Here is a 21398-nt window from a genome sequence, read left to right on the forward strand (position 1 = left end):
GGCTCGTGACCCGCAGCATCTACATCACCTCCGTCGAAGGGCATGCCGGCAAGTCGACGGTCGCCCTCGGAATGCTCGACACCCTCAGCCATGAGACCGAGCGGGTCGGAGCGTTCCGCCCGGTCGCTCGCTCGAGCGACGAGCGCGACTACGTGCTCGAGATGCTCCTCTCCCACGATGGCGTCGACCTGGACTACGACGAGTGCGTCGGTGTGAGCTACGACGACGTGCACACCGATCCGGAGGCGGCCCTCAGCGAGATCGTCTCTCGCTTCAAGGCGGTAGAGCGCCAGTGTGACGCCGTCGTCATCCTCGGCTCCGATTACACGGATGTCGGCAGCCCCACCGAACTCGGATTCAATGCGCGCATCGCGGCCAACCTCGGGGCACCGGTGCTCCTCGTCCTCGGCGGACAGCAGTCTGATGCCGCGGGCAGTCGCAGCCCGGACGACCTGCGCCAGGTCTTCACCCTCGCCCGCCAAGAGCTGGACAGCGCCCACGCCCATGTGCTCGGCATCGTGGTCAACCGCGCCGACCCCGATCGTCTCGATCAGATCATCGCCGCGGTGGAGGAGGAGAGCGATCGGCTGCCTGTGTGGGCCATCCCGGAAGACCGCTTCCTCATCGCGCCGAGCATCGCCTCGCTCATGGAGGCCGTCGACGGCACCCTGATCAAGGGAGACCCCGCGCTCCTCGGCCGGGAATCGCTCGGAGTCGTCGTCGCCGCCATGTCGATGGAGAACGTGCTCACTCGCCTCATCGAAGGCGGTGTGGTCGTGGTGCCGGGGGACCGGTCCGACGTGCTGCTTGCGGTGCTCATGGCGAACGCCGCCGAGACCTTCCCGTCCGTCTCCGCGATCATCCTCAACGGCGGGTTCGAGCTGCTGCCCCAGATCGCCCTGCTTATCGACGGTCTCGACAACACCCTGCCGATCATCCGCAACTCGCTCGGAACGTATGACACCGCCTTGCGGATCACGCAGACCCGCGGGAGGCTCGCCCCGGAATCGCCTCGCAAGTACGACACCGCCCTTGCCCTCTTCGAGCAGCATGTCGACGCCGATGTGCTGCTGCGCCTGCTCGATGTGAGTCGTTCCGATGTGGTGACGCCGCTCATGTTCGAATACGACCTCCTCGACCGGGCCAGGTCCAATCCCCAGCACATCGTCTTGCCCGAGGGCAGTGACGACCGCATCCTGCGGGCCGCCTCCACACTGTTGCGCCGCGGGGTCGCCCGCCTCACGATCCTCGGTGACGAGTCGGAGATCCGGGCCCGCGCCACCGATCTGGGACTCGACATCGCGGATGCCGACATCCTCAGTCCTTTCGACCCGGAGTTGCGGGAGCAATTCGCCGAGGAATACACCCGGTTGCGCGCGCACAAGGGACTGCAGCTCGAGGAGGCTCGCGAGACCGTCACCGATGTCTCCTACTTCGGCACGATGATGGTGCACCTCGGGCTCGCCGATGGCATGGTCTCGGGGGCCGCGCACACCACTGCCCACACCATCCGGCCCGGTTTCGAGATCATCAAGACCAATCCCGGGGTCTCGGTCGTCTCGAGTGTGTTCCTGATGTGTCTCGAGGATCGCGTTCTCGTCTACGGCGACTGTGCGGTGAACCCGGATCCGAATTCCGACCAGCTCGCCGACATCGCGATCTCCTCCGCGACCACCGCCCAGCAGTTCCAGATCGAGCCGCGCATAGCGATGCTGTCGTACTCCACCGGAGCATCCGGCGCCGGGGCCGACGTCGACAAGGTGCGCACGGCAACGGAACTGGTGCGCTCGCGCAGGCCGGACCTGCTCGTGGAGGGGCCGATCCAGTACGACGCCGCAGTCGACATCGCCGTCGGCAAATCGAAGATGCCGGATTCGCAAGTGGCAGGCCGGGCGACGGTCTTCATCTTCCCCGACCTCAACACCGGCAACAACACCTATAAGGCGGTTCAGCGCAGCGCCGGTGCGGTGGCCATCGGCCCCGTGCTTCAGGGCCTTCGCAAACCCATCAACGACCTGTCCCGTGGTGCGCTCGTCCAGGACATCGTGAACACCGTGGCCATCACGGCGATCCAGGCTCAGACCCTCCAGCTGGTCGAGCAGTGAGCGCTGGCGAGCGCATCGAGACCCCCATCCGAACGGACACCGCGTGACCCAGATCTTCGTCGTCAATTCCGGCTCGTCTTCGATCAAATACCAGCTCATCGACGTCGAGACCGAGCACGTCGCCCTCAGCGGCCTCATCGAGCGGATCGGCGAGCCCGGTTCCGGAGTCGAGGACCATGAGGCCGGGATGCGGCAGGTGCTCGCGAGGCTGGGATCGGCGGATCAGATCGTCGCCGTCGGACACCGGGTGGTTCATGGCGGATCGATCTTCGACCGCGCGACGGTCGTGACCGCCGAGGTGGAGTCGCAGATCGACCAACTCTCCGCGCTCGCGCCGCTCCATAATCCGGCGAACCTGCAGGGCATCCGGGCGGCGCGAAAGGCGCTGCCGGAGGTGCCGCAGGTGGCCGTCTTCGACACCGCGTTCCACCAGACGCTGCCTCCCGCCGCCTACACGTACGCCATCGATGCCGAGCTCGCTGAGGAACATCAGGTGCGGCGCTACGGATTCCACGGCACATCCCACAAGTACGTCTCCGAGCAGGCGGCGCTCTTCCTCGACCGGCCACTCGGCGAACTCAAGACCATCGTGCTCCACCTCGGCAACGGGGCATCCGTCGCCGCAATCGACAGGGGGATCTCGGTCGAGACCAGCATGGGGATGACGCCGCTTGAGGGCCTGGTGATGGGCACGCGCTCCGGGGACATCGATGCCGCGGTACTGATCCACCTGCACCGTCACGCCGGCCTAGACTTCGACGACCTGGATACTCTCCTCAATCGCCGGAGCGGCCTCCTCGGCCTCACCGGCACCAGCGACATGCGCGACGTGCAGGATGCCGCGTCGAAGGGTGACGCGACTGCGGAAGCCGCGCTTGCGGTCTACCGTCACCGCGTTCGCCGGTACATCGGGGCGTACATCGCGCATCTCGGCGGCCTCGACGCCCTCGTGTTCACCGCCGGAGTCGGGGAGAACAACGTGCTGCTTCGGCGCCGGACTCTGGCCGGGCTCGAGTTTCTCGGAATCTCGATCGACCACGACCGCAACGAGCTCATCTGCAAGAAGCCGCGTTTCATCTCCCCTGACGGTTCCCCCGTCGCTGTGCTGGTGATCCCCACCAACGAGGAGCTCGAGATCGCACGCCAGGTCCAGGAACTGGTGGCACGGTAGCGCGACCCTTACCGATGAATCGATCGCCGACGCGGGTCATCGGTAGCGCTTTCGCGCGCCCGGCTACAGCTCGGCGAGGGCGTCAGCGAGGGGCGTCTGCCCAGAGATGGCTTCGAATTGCCTTCCGACTGCGGTGTCACCGATGAGCAGCGCCGCAAGGAGAGCGGCGACATCCGCTCGAGGGATGCTGCCGCGACCGACCGACTCGCCCAGGGTCACGACACCGGTGGGTTCCGAATCGGTGAGGCTGCCCGGGCGCACGATGGTCCAGTCGAGGTCGCGCTCGCGAACCGCGGCATCCGCCTCACTCTTCGCCCGGAGATAGACCTGGAATCCGTCATCGGAGGGGGCGTCGAAGGTGTCGGCGCCCATCGATGAAACGACGATCATCCGGCGCACCCCGGCTCGAACAGAGGCATCGGCGAGAAGGATCGCGCCGTCACGATCCAGGGTCAGCTTGCGATCGGGGCCGCTGTCCGGTCCTGCTCCGGCGGCGAAGACGGTGGCATCTGCGCCCGTGAGCGCACCAGCCAGTTCGTCGATGGTCGAATGTTCGAGGTCGAGCAGCAGTGGAGTGGCGCCGACGGCGCGAAGATCGTCAGCCTGTTCCGGATTCCGGATGATTCCGACCGGTTCGTGCCCGGCCTCGGCGAGTTTGCGGGCGAGGAGCAGGGCGATCTTTCCGTGCCCTCCGGCAATGACTATGCGCATGCCTCCACCGTACGCCTCTGCATAATTCCTGCAATCCGTGCGATCGGGCCGGGATGTCCCCGAGATATCGGGACCGGGATCCCGGCCGGCGAATTCTGCAGGAGTTGTGCGGGGGAGCCGGAGCAGGCTGCAGGAGTTGTGCGGGGGAGCCGGAGCAGTCCGCAGGAGTTGTGCGGGGGAGCCGGAGCAGTCAGCAGGCGGATGGGGTGGGCGGCGACCTCGGAGCGGCCAGCGGCCGATGGCGAACACCGGGGGCCGGGTCGGTGGCTGCCGGTAGTCTTGGCTGGTGGTCACCGCCCTGTATCGCCGTTATCGGCCAGAGACTTTCGCCGAGCTGATCGGGCAGTCGCAGGTGACCGATCCGCTGCGCACGGCGCTGCGAAACGACCGGGTCAACCACGCCTATCTATTCAGCGGACCGCGCGGCTGCGGCAAGACGACATCCGCCCGCATCCTTGCCCGGTGCCTCAACTGCGTCGAGGGCCCCACCGATACTCCGTGCGGCGTCTGCCCGAGCTGCATCGAGCTGAGCCGCGACGGCGGCGGGTCGATGGATGTCGTGGAGATCGATGCCGCAAGCCACAACGGTGTCGACGACGCACGCGACCTGCGGGAGCGCGCAGTGTTCGCGCCGGCCCGGGATCGCTACAAGATCTTCATCCTCGACGAAGCGCACATGGTGACGCCCCAGGGCTTCAACGCGCTGCTGAAGATCGTCGAAGAGCCGCCGGAGCACGTCAAGTTCATCTTCGCGACGACGGAGCCCGAGAAGGTGATCGGCACCATCCGGTCGCGAACCCACCACTACCCGTTCCGTCTCGTTCCTCCCGCGCAGATGCTCGAGTATGTGCAGTCGCTCTGCGCGAGCGAGAAGGTGGACGTCGAAGCCGGCGTGCTGCCACTCGTCGTTCGGGCGGGTGGCGGTTCGGTGCGCGACACGCTTTCGCTTCTCGATCAGCTCATCGCCGGTTCCGAGGGTTCATCCGTGCAGTACGAGCGCGCTGTGGCGCTGCTCGGCTACACCCATGGCGCTCTGCTCGGTGAGGTCGTCGATGCTCTCGGAGCCCGGGATGCCTCGGCCGCCTTCGCCGCGATCGACCGCGTGATCCAGACCGGCCAAGACCCGCGTCGGTTCGTCGAAGACCTCCTCGAACGACTGCGCGACCTCATCATCGTGAGCGCCACCGGCGAGGGGGCAGCGGCCGTCCTGCGCGGAGTGCAGCCCGACGAGCTCGACCGCATGGCGCAGCAGGCCTCGAGGTTCGGAACAGCCGAGCTCTCTCGGGCCGCGGATGTCGCGAACTCGGCTCTCACCGAGATGACCGGTGCGACCTCCCCCCGTCTTCACCTCGAGCTCATGATCGCGCGCGTGCTCGTGCCAGCGAGCGACGAGACCAACCGCGGAGCCCTCGCGAGGGTCGAGCGCCTGGAACGACGCATCGGTATGGACAGTCCAGACGGTCGAGCAGCGATCGCCAGCGAGCGTATCGAGACCGCCGCACCGCCCGCCGGTCCAGTAGCGAGCGCTAGCGAGCGTATCGAGACCCCCGCCGTTCAGCCGACGGGGCTCGATGCAGGCGCCGAGCGTTCTACTAGACCCGCGGTGCCCTCCGCCGGTCTGGATACGGGCGCTGAGCGCCCTGCTCAACCCGCGGAACCGTCCGCCAGCGAGCGCATCGAGGCCTCTGCGCCTCCGGTCGGCCCTGTCTACGGCTTCGGCGCCGCCGCACAGACTGCCGAGCCGGTCATGGAACCCCCGATCGTCCCGAGCGTCGTCACCTTCCAGCAGGTGAAGGACAGCTGGCCCGAGATCCTCGAGCGCGTGGAAAAAGCCAAGCGGACCGCCTGGATGGTCGTCTACACCGCTACTCCGCTCGCGCTGCGTGACGGCAACATCCTCGATCTGTCCTTCGCCAGCCAGACCGATGTCGACGCTCTCAAGCAGCGCACCACCCCCGGCGAGGGAATCTCGGACTACCTCAAGCAGGCTGTCTACGACGTGCTAGGGTTCCGTCCGTTGCTGACCGCCCGCGCGGAGACCCCCCGCACGGAGCCGGCTCGCGCGGAGGCGCCGCCCGCGCCCCATGCAGCGCGACCCCCCGTCGCCGATGGCCCGACCACCTCGCAGGAGCCCCCCGAGCAGACCGAGCCCGACATCGAACCACCGGCTCCCTCCGGTGCCACCTGGGAGACTGCGGTCATCACCGACTCGGAGCCGGAGACCAAGCCCAAACCCGTGCCCGAGAAGAAGCGGATGCCCGAGCCCGTGATCGCGCCGCCCGAGCCGGCCGAGCCCGCGGCTCCGAAACGCCCCGCACCGGTCGCAATGGCCGACGGCAAGCAGCGTTATGGGGAATCCGTGGTGCGGGAGATCCTCGGTGCGAGCTTCATCGAAGAACAGACCGTGGCCCCCCGGGTCGCCCCGAGAGAGCAGTAGGCGTGTACGACGGAATCGTCCAGGAACTGATCGACGAACTCGGGCGCCTGCCCGGTATCGGGCCGAAATCGGCACAGCGCATCGCTTTCCACATTTTGCAGACCGAGACCTTCGACGTCACCCACCTCGCGGAGGTGCTGATGACGGTGAAGGAGAAGGTGCGCTTCTGCGACATCTGTGGCAACGTCACGGAGCAGGAGCTCTGCAACATCTGTCGCGATCCGCGTCGTTCTCCCGCCACGATCTGTGTGGTCGAAGAGGCGAAGGATGTCGTTGCGATCGAGCGCACCCGCGAGTTCAAGGGGCTCTATCACGTGCTCGGCGGCGCCATCAGTCCCATCGACGGCATCGGACCGGACGACCTGCGCATCCGCCAGTTGATGCAGCGCCTCGCCGACGGCGTGGTCACCGAGGTGATCATCGCCACCGATCCCAATCTGGAGGGGGAGGCGACGGCGACCTATCTCTCTCGCATGCTGATGCATCTCGATCTTCGCGTCACGCGGCTCGCCTCCGGACTCCCCGTGGGCGGCGACCTCGAATACGCCGACGAGGTCACCCTCGGGCGCGCGTTCGAAGGCCGAAGGCTCGTCGAGAACTAGCCTCCGCGCCGCCGAGCGCAACAGAACAGGGTCTCCGCGTCACAGAGCAGCCGCGCCCACGCCCAGCATTTAGGATGGGGAGTCGGCCAGCAGTCGGCATCCCGATCCCCAGGAGTACCAGTGAGCTTGATCGTGCAGAAGTACGGCGGCTCGTCGCTCGCCGATGCGGAGAGCGTCAAGCGAGTGGCGAAGCGCATCGTCGAGACCCGCAAGGCGGGCAACGAGGTGGTCGTCGTGGTCTCGGCCATGGGAGACACCACCGATGAACTCCTCGACCTGGCCAACGAGGTCACGCCACTCGCCACCGGACGCGAACTCGACATGCTTCTCACGGCGGGGGAGCGCATCTCGATGGCTCTTCTCGCCATGGCGATCAAGAGCATGGGTCAGGAGGCGCGCTCCTACACAGGAAGCCAGGCCGGGCTCAGCACCGATGCCAAACACGGCAGCGCCCGGATCGTGGATGTCGCCCCCACCCGCGTGCGCGCCGCTCTCGATGCCGGGGCCATCGCCATCGTCGCCGGATTCCAGGGCTTCAACCGCGGGACCGGGGACATCACCACTTTGGGTCGTGGAGGATCCGACACGACCGCAGTGGCTCTCGCTGCCGCTCTCGATGCGGACGTGTGCGAGATCTACACGGATGTCGACGGTATCTTCACCGCGGACCCCCGAGTCGTGCCGGCCGCGCGCAAGATCGATCGCATCACCAGCGAGGAGATGCTCGAACTCGCGGCTGCCGGGGCGAAGGTCCTCTATATTCGCGCAGTGGAATATGCCAGACGGCACGGGGTTACGCTTCATGTGCGGTCATCGTTCAACAACAACGAGGGCACGCTCGTGGTCAATCCGAAAGAAGGCGAAAACGTGGAAGAGCCCATCATCTCCGGGGTGGCAGCCGACCTGAGCGAAGCGAAGATCACGGTAGTCGGCGTGCCGGATGTGCCCGGAAAAGCCGCCCAGATCTTCACGATCGTCGCCGCCACCGAGGCCAACATCGACATGATCGTGCAGAACGTCTCCACCGCCGCGACCGGGCTCGCCGACATCTCCTTCACCCTTCCCAAGTCCGACGGAGCCCGTGTTCTCAAGGCGCTTGAAGACAGCAGGGGCGAGACCGGGTTCCACTCCCTCCAGTACGACGACCAGATCGGCAAGCTCGCTCTCGTCGGAGCCGGCATGCGCACCAACGCCGGTGTCTCCGCCAAGCTGTTCACCGCCCTGTTCGACGCCGGAATCAACATCGAGATGATCTCCACCAGCGAGATCCGCATCAGCGTCGTCACGCGTGCCGACACCATCAACGAGGCCGTGCGGGTCGTGCACAACGCCTTCGGCCTCGACGCCGACGAGGTCGCGAAGGTTCACGGGGGTACGGGACGATGACTGTCGGAGTGAACATCGCGGTAGTCGGAGCCACCGGTCAGGTCGGCGCGGTGGTGCGTCGGCTCCTGGAGGAGCGGGACTTCCCCGTGGCGGGCATCCGATTCTTCGCGTCGGCGCGTTCCGCCGGCAGCACCCTGCCCTGGAAGGGCGAGGACATCGTCGTGGAAGACGCGTCGACCGCCGATCCCTCCGGCATCGACATCGCTATCTTCTCCGCGGGAGCCACGACGTCTAAGGCGCAGGCCCCCCGCTTCGCCGCAGCCGGTGTGACGGTCATCGACAACTCGTCCGGATTCCGGATGGATCCCGACGTGCCGCTCGTCGTGAGCGAGGTCAACCCTCACGCGATCTCCGAGGCGCGCAAGGGCATCATCGCCAACCCGAACTGCACGACCATGGCGGCCATGCCCATCCTCAAGGTGCTGGATGCCGAGGCGGGCCTCCAGAGACTGATCGTGAGCACCTACCAAGCGGTGTCCGGAGCCGGTCTGGTCGGCGGAGAAGAACTCTACGAGCAGGCGAAGGCGGCGATCGAACAGGATCCGCGCAGTCTCGTGCACGACGGCTCGTCCATCGACTTTCCCTCAGCCGCCACCTTCCCGAAGACGATCGCCTTCGACGTGATCCCCTTCGCCGGAAACCTGGTGGACGACGGTCTCTTCGAGACCGACGAGGAGAAGAAGCTGCGCAACGAGAGCCGCAAGATCCTCGAGCTGCCGGATCTGCTGGTCAGCGGCACCTGTGTGCGCGTGCCGGTCTTCACCGGCCACTCGCTCTCGATCAACGCGGAGTTCGCGAACCCCCTCACGGTGGAGCGCGCGAAACAGCTGCTGGCGGATGCCCCGGGCGTCGAGCTCAGCGACATCCCGACCCCGCTCGCCGCAGCCGGCACCGATCCCTCGTACGTCGGCCGCATCCGCCAAGATGAGGGAGTGCCGCACAACCGTGGCCTCGCGCTGTTCATCAGCAACGACAACCTGCGCAAGGGTGCGGCTCTCAACGCCGTGCAGATCGCGGAACTCGTCGCAGCCCAGCTTCCCGTCTCGCAGTAACCCCGACGGCGGTACCAAGCCGCGGACGGGACCGCGCCGAACCACCGGTATGAGTCGGATCACCCTCCTGATCGCAGCGTCGTGCGCTGCGGTCCTGGTCATTGCGGCATTCGTTGCGATCTCGATCGGCTCCGGGCAGCGCGGAGCCGACCGGCCGGAGTCCACCGGAACGGGCACTCGAGTGTCGTTCTACGGCGATTCGTACACTCTCGGTACGGGCGCGAGCGACCCCGGCAAGCGCTGGTCGACGGTGATCTCGAAGGCGCGCAACTGGAAGGAGTTCAACCCGAGCGTGAATGGGCTCGGCTTCGTCAACAACCGCTCGAGCGCGATCGACGAGCCCGGCGAGGTGATCGCGTCGAAGCCCGAGATCGTCTTCATCACCATGGGGCTCAACGACAACTTCACCTACGACATCGCCGCCGATCGCATCAAGGCCCAGATCACCACGGATTTCCAGCGCCTCGAGGCCGCGCTGCCCCAGGCGCGATTCATCGTCGTGGAGCCGTTCTGGTATACGGATGCCCGGCCGGCGTCACTCGCGGTGATCTCGGGTTGGGTGGAGGACGCGGCAGCGGCCATCCACGCGGACTACATCCCGGGGGCCTCGCACTGGATCGAGCACCACCCGGAATGGATGGCCAGCGACGGCCTGCACCCCAACGACACCGGTTACGCACAGATGGCACAGCGCATGGAGTCGGAGTTGCGCCGGCTCGGCCTCTGACCCGGCGCCAGAGCGGAGCACGATTCTCCCCGGGTCGTGGGGGAAGATGGCACTAGCCATCATTCGAAGGAGAACAGCATGTCTATCGTCGTCATCGCCACCATCACCCCGCAGGACGGCAAATTGCCCGAGCTGACCGCCGCCTTCGAAGAGGCGACCCCGCTCGTGCAACAGGAACCGGGGTGCGAACAGTACGCGCTCTACTCGGATGGCTCGGTCATAGTGACCATCGAGCGCTGGGCGAGCCCTGAGGCACTCGAGGCCCACCTTGCCGCGCCGGCCGTGACGGCGCTGCTCGCTCGAGCCGGCTCGCTCCTCGCCGCCGCACCGGAGATCCGCACCATCGAAGCGCTCGGTTTCGGCGACGCCGTCAAGGGCGACTGAGGCGCAGCTGGAGCGTCGACCTCACGAGGGCGATTTTAAGAATCCACGGCTTTAACACCCCCGCGCGGCCGCTCAGGGAGAGCGGGCAGATTCGCCGCCGTAAACTGGATGCGTGACTCTACCAGGCAGACCAGTCGACGTCGCGCTGATTGGCGGCGGCATCATGAGCGCCACCCTCGGCGCCTTCATCAAGCAGCTCCAGCCCGACTGGAGCATCCAGATCTTCGAGAGACTCGGCGATGTCGCTCTCGAGAGCTCCAACCCGTGGAACAACGCGGGCACCGGTCACTCCGCCCTGTGTGAGCTCAACTACACGCCCGAGAAGGCGGACGGCACCATCGAGATCGCCAGCGCCGTAAAGGTGAACGAGCAGTTTCAGGTGTCGCGCCAGTTCTGGTCCTACCTCGTCGGCAAGGACCTGCTTCCCGATCCGCAGGCCTTCATCAACCCCGTGCCGCACATGAGCTTCGTCTGGGGTGCCGAGAACGTCGACTATTTGCGTCGTCGGCAGGAGGCGCTCGCCGGGCATCCGCTGTTCGCGGGCATGGAGTTCAGCGACGACCCGGCCGTGATCCGTTCGTGGGCTCCCGCCATGATCCCGGGGCGCCGCAAGGACCAGCCCATCGCCGCCACCCGCATTGACGCGGGCACCGACGTCGACTTCGGCGCTCTCACCAACGGACTGATGGACTACCTCACGTCCAACGGCGCCGCGCTGCTCACCGAGCACAGCATCAAGAACATCACGCGCCAGAAGGACGGCCTGTGGCGTCTGCACGTCGTTCACGAGGTCGGGGGCACGCCCCAGGATGTGCGCGCCCGATTCGTCTTCGTTGGTGCGGGAGGTGGAGCGCTCAAGTTGCTCCAGAAGTCCGGGATCCCCGAGATCCGTGGCTTCGGCGGTTTCCCGGTGAGCGGGGAGTTCCTCCGCACCGACAATCCCGAGGTGGTGGCACGCCACCAGGCGAAGGTCTACGGCAAGCCGGCTCTCGGCGCGCCGCCGATGTCGATGCCGCACCTCGACACCCGGGTCGTCGACGGAGAGGCGAGTCTCATGTTCGGGCCCTACGCGGGGTTCAACACCAAGTTCCTCAAGAACGGCTCGTGGTTCGACCTCTTCGCCACGATCCGTCCGCATAACCTCATTCCCATGCTCGCGGCCGGTGCATCGAATCTCGGACTCGTGCGCTATCTGGTCGCCCAGCTCGCCGCCTCGAAGTCCGCGAAGTTCAAGGAACTGCAGGAGTTCATGCCCACTGCCGATCCGAAGGACTGGTACAGCATCACCGCCGGGCAGCGCGTGCAGGTGATCAAGAAGGACAAGCAGAAGGGTGGCGTGCTGCAGTTCGGCACCGAGGTGATCAGCTCTGCCGACGGATCCATCGCCGGTCTTCTCGGGGCATCGCCGGGCGCGTCCACGGCAGTCCCGATCATGCTTGACGTGCTCAAGCGTTGCTTCCCGGATCGAATCGAGGCGTGGACGCCGAAGCTCCGGGAGATGGTGCCGACCTATGGCACGCTGCTTTCGGATGATCCGAAGCTCGCGAAGAAGACCCTCGGATCGACTGAGAAGGTGCTCGAGATCGCCCAGTAGTACCTGCCGTTGACAGATATTCGAACATATGTCGGCCTTACGATTCCAGTGAGATAGAGACTGATTTCTGAGCTTGATGGAGCACGACAATCGCGGCGGCGACCTCCCCGTGCCACCTGCCGCGCATAGAGGTTGCGGAGGTAGAATCTGATGACCATGACGAAAGCGACCGCAGCGCACACGCAACTCACCGAGGCCGAGGTGGAGCACCGTCTCCAGACAGCCGAAGGTATTAGCGCCGTTGCTGGCCATTACCTCGACGACGCAGGACGTGACCTTGTACGTAGGTCTATTCGCGGCGATATCACGCCAGAGGAAGTCGCTGACCTGGCATACGCGCGCATCACAGCGGTCCGCGACTAGCAGTGGCTCGCAAGTTCACGTCCTGGGACGACTACGTCTATCCGGGGACTAAGGTGCTCCGAAACATCCGCAACATCCGGGACGGTTCAGAGCTCGAAGCGTTCGAGAGCGTCGTCACCGTCGTCCGGATTGACGAAGCGCTCGTGTCTCTATCGACGGAGACCTACGATTTCGACTTCATGAAGTCGGTGCACCGTTGGATCTTCCAGGACGTTTACGAGTGGGCGGGTGAAAGCCGCGTCGGCCCGCCATTCCCGAGTCTGATGGTCAAGGGTGGTCCCGACGTTTCGGCTGGGCCAGGAGTCGACCCCGGCGACACCGACACGGGCCACACATACGAATCTGATGTGGCCCTCGAATCCACAGCGGATCGCGCCTATCGATTGATCACCGACCACCAGAATCTGGTGGGTCTTGAATTTGATCCATTCTTGACTGACTTGGCTGAGGCATGGTCCGAGGTCAACTTCGTGCACGCATTCCGCGAGGGCAACACCCGTAGCCAGTTCGTGTTTTTCAAATTGTTGGCGGCGGATGCAGGCTACGAGCTCGACATGACCAAATTTGCTACGGGTGCGGAGCTGCGGGAAGAGTTCAATAAGGCGAGGTTTTTCGCCCTCAAGCACAACAGCAGCTGGATGAAGACCGTGCTATCAGAAGCGGTCCAGCCCCTGCCCCGGGACGACGGTACCCGGGCGCTTCAACTCCCCGACGAGCCACCTAGGCCCGGAAGCCAGCCGCGCTTGGGTGACCGAGGGATCCCCAAAAACCGCGGACGATTCACCGACCGACGCCGTGGCGAGTCGTCAACCAGTCTTTGAAGTTTTAGAGGCAGAGCTGCACAGCGCGTACTTCACCGAAGCCGATGTGTTGCCTCACGAGCGGAACGGACGGAACTCTTCCTCGCTCGGTCGGGACTGCCCCGAGTTCAGTTGACTCGGTGGGTTAGTGGTTTCACGCGGCGTTGAGGGCCATGTTTATTGTCTCAAACTCGATCGGGGTGAGTTTGCCGAGGCGGCGTTGCCGACGCTTGCGATGGTAGGTTCGCTCGATCCAGACCACGATCGCGAGGCGTAGCTCTTCCCTCGTGGCCCATCGTTGCCGGTCGAGGACGTTCTTTTGCAGGAGGGCGAAGAAGGACTCCATCGCGGCGTTGTCGCCGCATGCGCCGACGCGGCCCATCGACCCGGTGATGGCGTTGTTCTTCAACACCCGCACGAAGGCGTTGGAGCGGAATTGAGAGCCGCGGTCGGAGTGCAGAATCGTGCCGGCGATGTCGCGTTGCCCGATTGCGTTGCGGGCCGCAGCGACCGCCAGGGATGCTTTCATTCGGGAGTCGATGGAGTAGCCGACGATCTTGTTCGACCACACGTCCTTGATCGCGCAGAGGTAGATTTTGCCTTCGTCGGTGCGATGCTCGGTGATGTCCGTCAACCACAGCTGGTTAGGGCGTGTCGCGGTGAAGTTCCGCTGGACATGGTCGTCATGCACGGGCGGGCCGGCTTTGCCCCTCAGGCCGCGTTTCTTCGCGAACACGGACCAGAGCCGCTGCTGGGAGCAGAGCCGCCAAACCCGGTTCTCGCCCGCCTTCAGGCCAGCCTGGTTGAGTTCGTCGCTGATGAACCGGTAGCCGAACGCGGGGTCGTCCCGGTGGGCGTCCCACGCCGCGTTGGTCAGGTGAGCGTCGTCCCAATCACGTTGCGAGACGGGGTTTCGGAGCCACTGATAGAAGGCTTGTTTGGAGAAGCGCAATACCCGGCAGGTCACCGTGACGGGGACTCCGTCGACGGCCAGTTCGCGGACCAGCGGGTACATCATTTTGGGTTGACATCCCGGGAGAGGTAGGCGACGGCGCGGCGCATTACCTCGGCTTCCTGCTCCAGCAGCCGGATCCGTTTCCGCGCCTCCCGCAGCTCAGCCGACTCCTTCTCCGTCACGCCAGGCTTCACCCCCTCTTCGACGTCGGCTTTCTTCAGCCAGTACGCCAGACACGACTCCGAAATTCCGAAGTCCTTCGCGATCTGGTTCAGCGGGGCTTCGTGCTTGCGAGCGACCGCGACAACATCGCGGCGGAACTCGGGCGGGTAGGGCTTGGGCATGGTGACATCCTTCCAGCGGAGACGAATCTCCACAGGTCAAGAGTCAACCAAACCGGGGGCAGTCCCGTCATGTAGAACCCTTCTTTCGTATCTGCGCTTCGCGGATGGCGATCTGCGCCGAGACACCCCAGAGGCTATTGAACTGCTGGGTTCCGGCCCTATCGAACTGCGGGTCGTAGGCCTCCCGGTAGCTCCGCTTGGGTCTACCGTTATGTGCTTCGAGGTAGCCGCGGATGTCCGTTGAGTAGCCTCCGACTCGGTCGACCTTCTGATACGACAGGCGCATCAGTTCCAGGAGGTTGTTGAGCCTGCCCCGGTTGCGGAACGAGTAGACACGACTTTCCAGGGCGCTGCGAAAATCGCGGAGTGGTTGCTCGACCGCGCTGTTGGAGTACACGGGTGGGATGTTTTCACGAGTGAAGGTTTGCACCCTCAGCTTGATTGCGTTCAGGTCCAGCCAATTGTTGGAGTTCAGCAGTTCCGGCCGGCCCCGCACCTCGGTCTCGAAAGCATCCCAGCGTTCACGCGATCTCAGCGCGCCATGAAAGAGCTGGCGCGCGGGATCCTCGCGGTCCAGTTTGTCGCTGTTCATCCGGCTGGTGCCCCGGGCGCTGAGGTGGTATTCACAGTGATGGACGAGGTTCACCGCGGCCCACTGGCCCCAGTGCTTCTCGATGCCGCCGCTGATGGCTTTGTCCTGGTCGCAGACGATCGACTCGGGCTTGCCGGGTAAGGATCCGAGAAACTCCGCCCAGCTCGCGGCGTCGCCGGACGGTGTGGCTTCCAGCTTCCAGAGCCGCCCGTTCTTGCCGTCCTTGTCGTACCCGTACGCGGCGAGGATCGAGTAGAGCATGAGATTGCTCTTTGGCGTGGTTGAGTGGTCGGTCCACCGGAAGGAGATCGAGTCCAGGACCAGAACAGCAGGCCACTCGGTCGGCCTCCACCGCTGAGAGACGACGGGCACGAAGTCGGCCATCCACTCTGCGACCGTCTGGCCATTGATCACCTCGCGGTACTTCGCGGTCTTGCCGTAATTGGCCTGCGCGCGAACTCGTTTGGCGGCATCCGTGTAGGTGGATCCGCGGCCAAGGTCGACGAGCGCGCTGGCGATCTCTTTCACCAGGTACTCGAACTCAGCCGGCGCCTGCGGGCCCTGATGCGCGTGGAGGTGGTTCTCGCACTCCTCGCAGGTGCCGTCGACCGTGCGTGTCCTGCTCAACGGACCGAGGAAACGGTGGTGTACTCCCTCTGGAGAGATGCAGCGCCAACGCTGCTTCTCCCGGCCGCCCATGCGCTGAATGCCATCGCGGACGATACGAGTACCTGTATGCCCACGCGAGCAGGGCATGACGTCGACGCTCACATTGAGTCCGGCCTACTCATGGGATCACCCTATGGCTATCTCACTGGAATCGTAAGGCTGACATATGTTCGAATGGTGCGATGCGATGGAGTGGTCAAGAACTGGCGGTGGAAGCCCCCACCGCCTTGCCCGGACTGGTGAGACTCTCCAACCTGGTGCGCAGTGTGCAGACTCCGGAATTCGCCGGCATCACCTTTCACGAGGTGCTCTCCAAGAGCGCCCTCAATCGGGTTCCCGGGGAGACGAAGGCATTGCCCTTCGGGTGGACGATCAACCCCTACCGCGGATGCAGCCACGCCTGCACCTACTGCTTCGCCCGCCGCACGCACGAGTATCTCGATCTCGACTCCGGTAAGGATTTCGACAGCGAGATCATCGTCAAGGTGAACGTCGCCGAGGTGCTGGCGAAGGAGCTGGCCAAGCCGGCCTGGCTGCGGCATCCGGTCGCCCTCGGCACCAACACGGATCCATACCAGCGTGCAGAAGGGAGCTATCGCCTGATGCCCGGCATCATCTCGGCCCTCGTCCGGTCGGGCACGCCGTTCAGCATCCTCACCAAGGGCACGCTCCTTCGTCGAGACCTCGCCCTCCTGGCGGAGGCGAATGAGCGGGTGCCCGTCGATCTCGCGCTGTCGATCGCCATCTTCGACGACGACCTTCAGCAATCCGTCGAGCCGGGCACGCCGAGTACGGAAGCGCGACTCGCGACGGTGACCGCCGCCCGGCAACTCGGCCTGGACTGCTCGGTGTTCATGATGCCCATCCTGCCCTTCCTCACTGATTCCCGGCAGCAGCTGGATGAGGCACTCGGGCGTATCGCGGGCGCCGGTGCGAGTTCGGTGATGTTCACCGCGCTCCACCTGCGCCCGGGCGCCCGGGAGTGGTACCTCGCCTGGCTCGGCCGGGCTCACCCCGATCTCGTCCCGCGCTATCGGGAGCTCTACGGATCCGGCGCTTACGCGGCCGAGCAGTATCGACGACGACTCACCGATGTGATCTCCCCGCTCATTCGAGCCCACGGGCTGGAGCGAGGTCGGGTGGACCCGACTACCGGTGCCATCCGGTCGAGTGCCGCTCTGCGCACGATGGCCCTGCGCACGACCGCGCTGGGGCGGGCGGCGGGCGCCGTCCCGATGATCGACGCGCAGGGCGCCGACTGGCCGGCAGGGTCGCCCGCCGAGCAACCGATGCTCTTCTGAACCTGAGGACTATTTCCGGTTCCCGGCGACAGAAGGGGACATTTTCGTCACATCGAGCCGGTATTTGCAAGAATCATCCGCGCAACGGGGTACAAGTGCGGGGGAGGCGATGAGATACTGAACCACTGGCGGCCGACGGAGGGAATTGCATGTCCCTCGGATTGCCGTCCCATCTAGCAACGCGCACGGTGAGCCGATCGTTTGGCCGCTCGCTCAATGCGGTCGCCTATACCTGCCTGTTCGCCGCCCTCGTGAGCGTCGCGGCCTTCCAGTTCTCCCGCCCCTCGGCGGTGCTGTGGCCCGCGATGGTGGCGATCGTCCCGATGCTGGTGCTGCTCTATCTGAGTGCGCGCACCCGCGATACCCTCTATTCGGTCGCCTACCTCGTGGTGGGTGCCGCGTGCACCTACTGGTTCGTTCTCACCTTCTACTCCCAGAGTCCCCCGATCCTCGAAAGCGATGCGCTGTCGCTCGCCCTCCCCAAGATCGCGCTCGTGATGGTGGGCGGCTCCGCGCCCCATATCGTGCCGCGGCTGGCGTGGTGCACCGCGGGCTATCTCGCCGCAGAGCTCTCCGCGGGCGCCGCGATGGTTGTGGCGGGCCAGCGTTGGGAGTTCTTCCTCACGACCTTCCTTGCCTATGCGGTCACCGCGATCATCTTCATCGTCGGCAGCCTCAGCCGCCGCAGCTCGCGCCGGACCCAGCCGATGCTCCATCGGGCGGCCCGAGATGAGCAGCTTGCGGCCATGCGCCATCGCATCGAGGTCAAGGCCGCCTCGCTGCTCCATGACACCGTGCTGAGCCACCTTGCCGCAATCGCGGGCTCGGTCGGGGACAGCCTCGATCCGCACCTGCGCAACCTCGTGCAGCGGGATCTCGAGATCCTGGTGGGGGAGGAGTGGCTGACCGAGCCGGAGCCCGTTGTCGACCCGGCGCTCCGGCACCGATGGGAGCAGACCCCGCTCTTCGGCGCGATCGCCGAGTCGCGACTTCTCGGGCTCGACATCGAGTCCACCGGAGACTTCGACGCGATCTCCGAGCTCGATGCGGAGACCTCCGTCTCCCTCGGGCTTGCGGTGAAACAGTGCCTCGTCAACGTGCTTCGGCACTCGGGTCTCACCCGGGCGGAGGTAGCGGTCTTCGGTTCGGAGTCGGATGTCTCGGTGATGGTCATCGACGCCGGTCGAGGCTTCACCGAGGCGGAGACCGCACCCGACCGGCTCGGCATCAGGCACTCGGTGCGCCAGCGCATCGAAGAGGTGGGAGGGGCGGTGCAGATCTGGTCGACTCCCGGACGGGGCACGTCGATCATGATCCGCGTGCCGGCGCGATCCTCCGAAAGATCGTCCGAGGTGGATGCCTCGTGACCACCGTCGAACGTACCCGACAGCAGCTCGACCCGGCCGGTACCACCGGGGTCGGTCCGGTCGCGATCTTCCTCGCCGTCGGAGCGTTCCTCTACGCGGTCGTCATGACGATCGGGGGTCGGGCCGAAATCTCCCACCCGCTGTTCGCCGTCCTGGCCCTCGCCTTCCTCGCCATCGCCGGTGCGATCCTCATCGCGTGCTCGAGCCCCAACCGTGCCCCCCTCACCGCGGCCAGCCACGCCGCAGTGCACTCGACGGCAATGGCGGCCATCGTCTGCGAGGCGATCGGCCAAGCCGGATCGAACGCATACATCCGCGACGACTGGGGCCCGGCCACGCTGGGGATCCTGCTGGTGGCGCTCGGCCCGTATCGGCCCGCGCGGGAGATCGCGGGCGGCGGTCTGATCTCGGCGATCTCCATCGGGATCATCACCTACTTCGAGGTTCCGTCGCTTGTCACCCCCGGTCCGCCGCTGGCCTTCATCGTGCTGGCCGTCACGCCGATGCTCGCGCTCAGCCTCTCGGCGGCGATGTTCTCCAAGGGGGTCGTCGCCTCCATCGAGCGCTGGCAGCAACGGGCGCAGGCGGCATCCGTGAGTCTGGTTCGGGAGTTCCGGGACGGGATCGCCCGATCGGTGCAACAGGACCGTGTCACCATTCTGAATCGAGACGTGCTGCCGTTCTTCACCGAGGTGCTTGCCAGCGACACGATCACCGAGGTGCTTGCCAGCGACACGATCACCGATGCGGATAGGGAGCGCGCGCGCTCGATCGCCGACTCGATTCGCAGTGTGATGGTCGAAGAGGTCGACCGCTCCTGGCTGGAGTCGCTCATGGAGCTCACCGGGGTGGAGCGCACGAGTCGGCGCGGAGCCGCGGGAGTGGTGGTGGAAGATCCGAGTCGGGTCGCCGGGGCGATGAGCATCGGCCAGCGCACCGCGATTCGCGCTCTGCTCGTGGCCCTCACCAACATCCCCGGGTTCACCCGTGACCACTTGCGAATCGTGCTCTCTGACTACGGTGGGCGCGGTCACGGCGTCATCACCGCCCACCTGCCCCTCGGCGACTCTGTCCTGCGCTCTACCTTCGCCCCATTCCTGGCGGTATTGCGTGCTGTTTTCACTCAATTGGAGGTCGATTTCGTGCACCCCGAACTCACCCTGAGGTTCTCCTATGACCGCGATTAGCCCGGTCACCGGTCGCACCGGGCGCCGAGTGCGGCTTGCGATCCTCGACGACCACGAGGTTCTCCTCGACAGCCTGTCGAGCTGGATCAGTGCCAATGCTCCCGACTTCGACCTCGTGTTGAGCGCGGGCACCTGGCTTCAGCTCGTGCACAGCGAGAACTTCCCGACGGAACTGGTCTTCATCGACTTCCAGCTCAAAGAGTCGGTCTCCATCGAGGCGCGAGTGCGCACCTGCCGCGCAGCCGGGGCGAAGGTGATCGTGCTCTCGAGCCTCGACACGCGAGAGGCCCGCGAGCGGGCGCTGGATGCCGGGGCATCCGCCTTCCTTTCCAAGGCCATCCCGATGCGCGAGGTCATGGACAGCGCGCGGGAGGTGATGGGCGTGGAGACCGGGGAGAACCTGCAGAAGGACTGGCGTCCGCTGCCTGTCGGTGCGATGCACCAGTCCCGTCCCAAGTTGAGCCATGGCGAGGAGGAGGCATTTAAGCTCTATGTTGTCGGCTTCAGCACCACCGAGGTCGCCAGTCAGATGAACGTTCAGTACGAGACCGCCAAGACCTACCTGCGTCGGGTGCGGGAGAAATACGCCAAAGCAAACAGACCGGCGAGCAAGAAGGCGGATCTCATCCGCCGCGCAGCCGAGGACGGATACCTCCAGTAGTGGCAAAGCTCTATTTTCGCTATGGCGCGATGAACAGTGGCAAGAGCACCGCGATGCTCCAGGCCGCCTACAACTACGAGGAGCGCGGGCAGCAGGTGCTGTTGGCGAAGCCGTCGGTCGATACGCGCGGGGAGGGAGACATCGTCTCCCGCCTCGGCGTGACGCGTCCAGTGGACTTCGTGATCGCACCGGACGACGACGTGTACTCCCTGTTCGAGCGCGAGCGCGCCCGGGTGCTCGCGCAGACCGGGGTGAACGTGAGTTGTCTCCTCGTCGACGAGGCGCAGTTTCTGAGCGAGACGCAGGTGGATGACCTGTTGCGCATCGCGATCGTGGAGGCGGTGCCGGTGATGGCGTACGGCATCCGCACCGACTTCCAGACCGTCGCGTTTCCGGGGAGCCGGCGCTTGCTCGAGGTCGCGCACTCGCTCGAGGAGCTCAAGACGATCTGCCGGTGTGGTCGCAAGGCGATGTTCAATGCGCGCAAGATCGACGGCCGGTTCATCTTCGACGGGGACCAGGTGGCGATAGACGGGGCGCTCGAGGTGACCTACGAGTCGCTCTGCGGAGCCTGTTACCTCGACGAGAGCCACGGCCTGCTCGGCAGCGGTCGACGGCGTGTGCTCGTCGACCAGCCTGATACGGCCTACGGCTCCGCCCCGGACGCCGACTTCGAGTAGGCGCTGGCCTCTCGCGCAGGCGGCATGCTGGCGCGCCTGCGCGCTCGACTGCCTGCGTGCCTGCGCGCTCGACTGCCTGCGTGCCTGCGCGCTCGACTGCCTCCGTGCTCGAAATGCAGGAGTCCAAGCGACAGGTGTGGCGCATGGGCCTCACCCATAACATCCGTCACACCCCGTCCTGCATTTCGAACCAGGTTGACGGAAAGAGAGGCCCAAAGACCCCGACAGGGTCGCACACTGTTGTGCTATTCCGGCAATTGTGTGGGGCTGTCGTGACTCAAGATTGCGCCGGAACGCCTGGCCCCTCCGA

19 protein-coding genes are annotated in these 21398 nt (G+C 65.5%); 16 read left to right on the top strand and 3 right to left on the bottom strand.

Translation table 11 applies throughout. The annotated features are described in order from the left end of the window. Positions 1 to 5: 5 nt before the first annotated feature. Positions 6 to 2105, top strand: a complete 2100-nt coding sequence (gene pta / locus F1C58_RS02135) for a phosphate acetyltransferase (RefSeq protein WP_185202389.1) — start codon at positions 6 to 8, stop codon at positions 2103 to 2105. Positions 2106 to 2148: 43 nt separating this feature from the next. After that, a complete protein-coding gene (locus tag F1C58_RS02140; protein ID WP_185202390.1) occupies positions 2149 to 3276 on the top strand; it encodes an acetate/propionate family kinase in 1128 nt (375 codons plus the stop codon). A gap of 63 nt (positions 3277 to 3339) precedes the next feature. Here the strand turns inward: F1C58_RS02140 and F1C58_RS02145 are convergent, their stop codons facing one another. Further along, a complete protein-coding gene (locus F1C58_RS02145; protein WP_185202391.1) occupies positions 3340 to 3987 on the bottom strand; it encodes an SDR family oxidoreductase in 648 nt (215 codons plus the stop codon). Positions 3988 to 4273: 286 nt separating this feature from the next. On the opposite strand from F1C58_RS02145, the gene F1C58_RS02150 reads away from it, so the two are divergent. The 9 genes from F1C58_RS02150 to F1C58_RS02190 all read left to right on the top strand — a co-directional run bounded on the left by F1C58_RS02150 (position 4274) and on the right by F1C58_RS02190 (position 13353). Next, positions 4274 to 6424: a DNA polymerase III subunit gamma and tau gene (locus tag F1C58_RS02150; protein ID WP_185202392.1), complete on the top strand. Its 2151-nt coding sequence runs from the start codon at positions 4274 to 4276 to the stop codon at positions 6422 to 6424. Positions 6425 to 6426: 2 nt separating this feature from the next. Then, the gene (recR, locus tag F1C58_RS02155) at positions 6427 to 7026 is read left to right on the top strand and encodes a recombination mediator RecR (RefSeq protein WP_185202393.1); all 600 of its coding nucleotides are present in this window, start codon (positions 6427 to 6429) and stop codon (positions 7024 to 7026) included. 120 nt (positions 7027 to 7146) lie between these two features. Then, positions 7147 to 8412, top strand: coding sequence for an aspartate kinase (locus F1C58_RS02160; RefSeq protein ID WP_185202394.1), 1266 nt, complete (start codon positions 7147 to 7149; stop codon positions 8410 to 8412). Next, positions 8409 to 9464: an aspartate-semialdehyde dehydrogenase gene (locus F1C58_RS02165; RefSeq protein ID WP_185202395.1), complete on the top strand. Its 1056-nt coding sequence runs from the start codon at positions 8409 to 8411 to the stop codon at positions 9462 to 9464. The genes F1C58_RS02160 and F1C58_RS02165 overlap by 4 nt, the downstream gene beginning before the upstream one ends. A 49-nt stretch (positions 9465 to 9513) precedes the next feature. After that, the gene (locus tag F1C58_RS02170; RefSeq protein ID WP_185202396.1) at positions 9514 to 10191 is read left to right on the top strand and encodes an SGNH/GDSL hydrolase family protein; all 678 of its coding nucleotides are present in this window, start codon (positions 9514 to 9516) and stop codon (positions 10189 to 10191) included. A 78-nt stretch (positions 10192 to 10269) separates the two neighbouring features. Next, the gene (locus tag F1C58_RS02175; RefSeq protein ID WP_185202397.1) at positions 10270 to 10575 is read left to right on the top strand and encodes a putative quinol monooxygenase; all 306 of its coding nucleotides are present in this window, start codon (positions 10270 to 10272) and stop codon (positions 10573 to 10575) included. Positions 10576 to 10738: 163 nt separating this feature from the next. After that, positions 10739 to 12169 carry a malate:quinone oxidoreductase gene (locus F1C58_RS02180; protein ID WP_185203945.1) on the top strand — a complete coding sequence of 477 codons (1431 nt, stop codon included), beginning with the start codon at positions 10739 to 10741 and terminating at the stop codon, positions 12167 to 12169. A 156-nt stretch (positions 12170 to 12325) separates the two neighbouring features. Beyond that, positions 12326 to 12532 carry an antitoxin VbhA family protein gene (locus F1C58_RS02185; protein WP_185202398.1) on the top strand — a complete coding sequence of 69 codons (207 nt, stop codon included), beginning with the start codon at positions 12326 to 12328 and terminating at the stop codon, positions 12530 to 12532. 2 nt (positions 12533 to 12534) lie between these two features. Beyond that, positions 12535 to 13353 carry a Fic family protein gene (locus F1C58_RS02190; protein ID WP_185202399.1) on the top strand — a complete coding sequence of 273 codons (819 nt, stop codon included), beginning with the start codon at positions 12535 to 12537 and terminating at the stop codon, positions 13351 to 13353. Between the two features lie 133 nt (positions 13354 to 13486). On the opposite strand, the gene F1C58_RS02195 is transcribed toward F1C58_RS02190, so the two are convergent. Both F1C58_RS02195 and F1C58_RS02200 read right to left on the bottom strand, forming a co-directional pair. Beyond that, positions 13487 to 14631 (bottom strand): IS3 family transposase gene (locus tag F1C58_RS02195; protein WP_185200817.1). Its coding sequence is split into 2 segments (ribosomal slippage): positions 13487 to 14352 and positions 14352 to 14631, totalling 1146 coding nucleotides; the frame shifts between segments, so codons are not numbered across the junction. Positions 14632 to 14698: 67 nt separating this feature from the next. Next, positions 14699 to 15994 carry a hypothetical protein gene (locus tag F1C58_RS02200; RefSeq protein WP_185202400.1) on the bottom strand — a complete coding sequence of 432 codons (1296 nt, stop codon included), beginning with the start codon at positions 15992 to 15994 and terminating at the stop codon, positions 14699 to 14701. 80 nt (positions 15995 to 16074) lie between these two features. Here F1C58_RS02200 and F1C58_RS02205 point away from each other — a divergent pair, with 80 nt between their 5' ends. The 5 genes from F1C58_RS02205 (at position 16075) to F1C58_RS02225 (ending at position 21088) form a co-directional block, all read left to right on the top strand. Continuing rightward, a complete protein-coding gene (locus F1C58_RS02205; RefSeq protein WP_185202401.1) occupies positions 16075 to 17193 on the top strand; it encodes an Rv2578c family radical SAM protein in 1119 nt (372 codons plus the stop codon). Positions 17194 to 17381: 188 nt separating this feature from the next. Beyond that, on the top strand, positions 17382 to 18560 hold the full coding sequence (locus F1C58_RS02210) for a sensor histidine kinase (RefSeq protein WP_185202402.1): 1179 nt from the start codon (positions 17382 to 17384) through the stop codon (positions 18558 to 18560). Further along, positions 18557 to 19747: a hypothetical protein gene (locus tag F1C58_RS02215; protein ID WP_185202403.1), complete on the top strand. Its 1191-nt coding sequence runs from the start codon at positions 18557 to 18559 to the stop codon at positions 19745 to 19747. The genes F1C58_RS02210 and F1C58_RS02215 overlap by 4 nt, the downstream gene beginning before the upstream one ends. After that, on the top strand, positions 19734 to 20408 hold the full coding sequence (locus F1C58_RS02220) for a response regulator (protein ID WP_185202404.1): 675 nt from the start codon (positions 19734 to 19736) through the stop codon (positions 20406 to 20408). Before F1C58_RS02215 ends, F1C58_RS02220 begins: the two co-directional genes overlap by 14 nt. Beyond that, positions 20408 to 21088 (top strand): thymidine kinase, encoded by a 681-nt coding sequence (locus tag F1C58_RS02225; protein ID WP_185202405.1) that lies wholly within the window; start codon positions 20408 to 20410, stop codon positions 21086 to 21088. The genes F1C58_RS02220 and F1C58_RS02225 overlap by 1 nt, the downstream gene beginning before the upstream one ends. Positions 21089 to 21398 lie beyond the last annotated feature (310 nt).

Origin of the sequence: Glaciihabitans sp. INWT7 (assembly GCF_014217685.1) — a bacterium.
Lineage (GTDB): Bacteria > Actinomycetota > Actinomycetes > Actinomycetales > Microbacteriaceae > Lacisediminihabitans.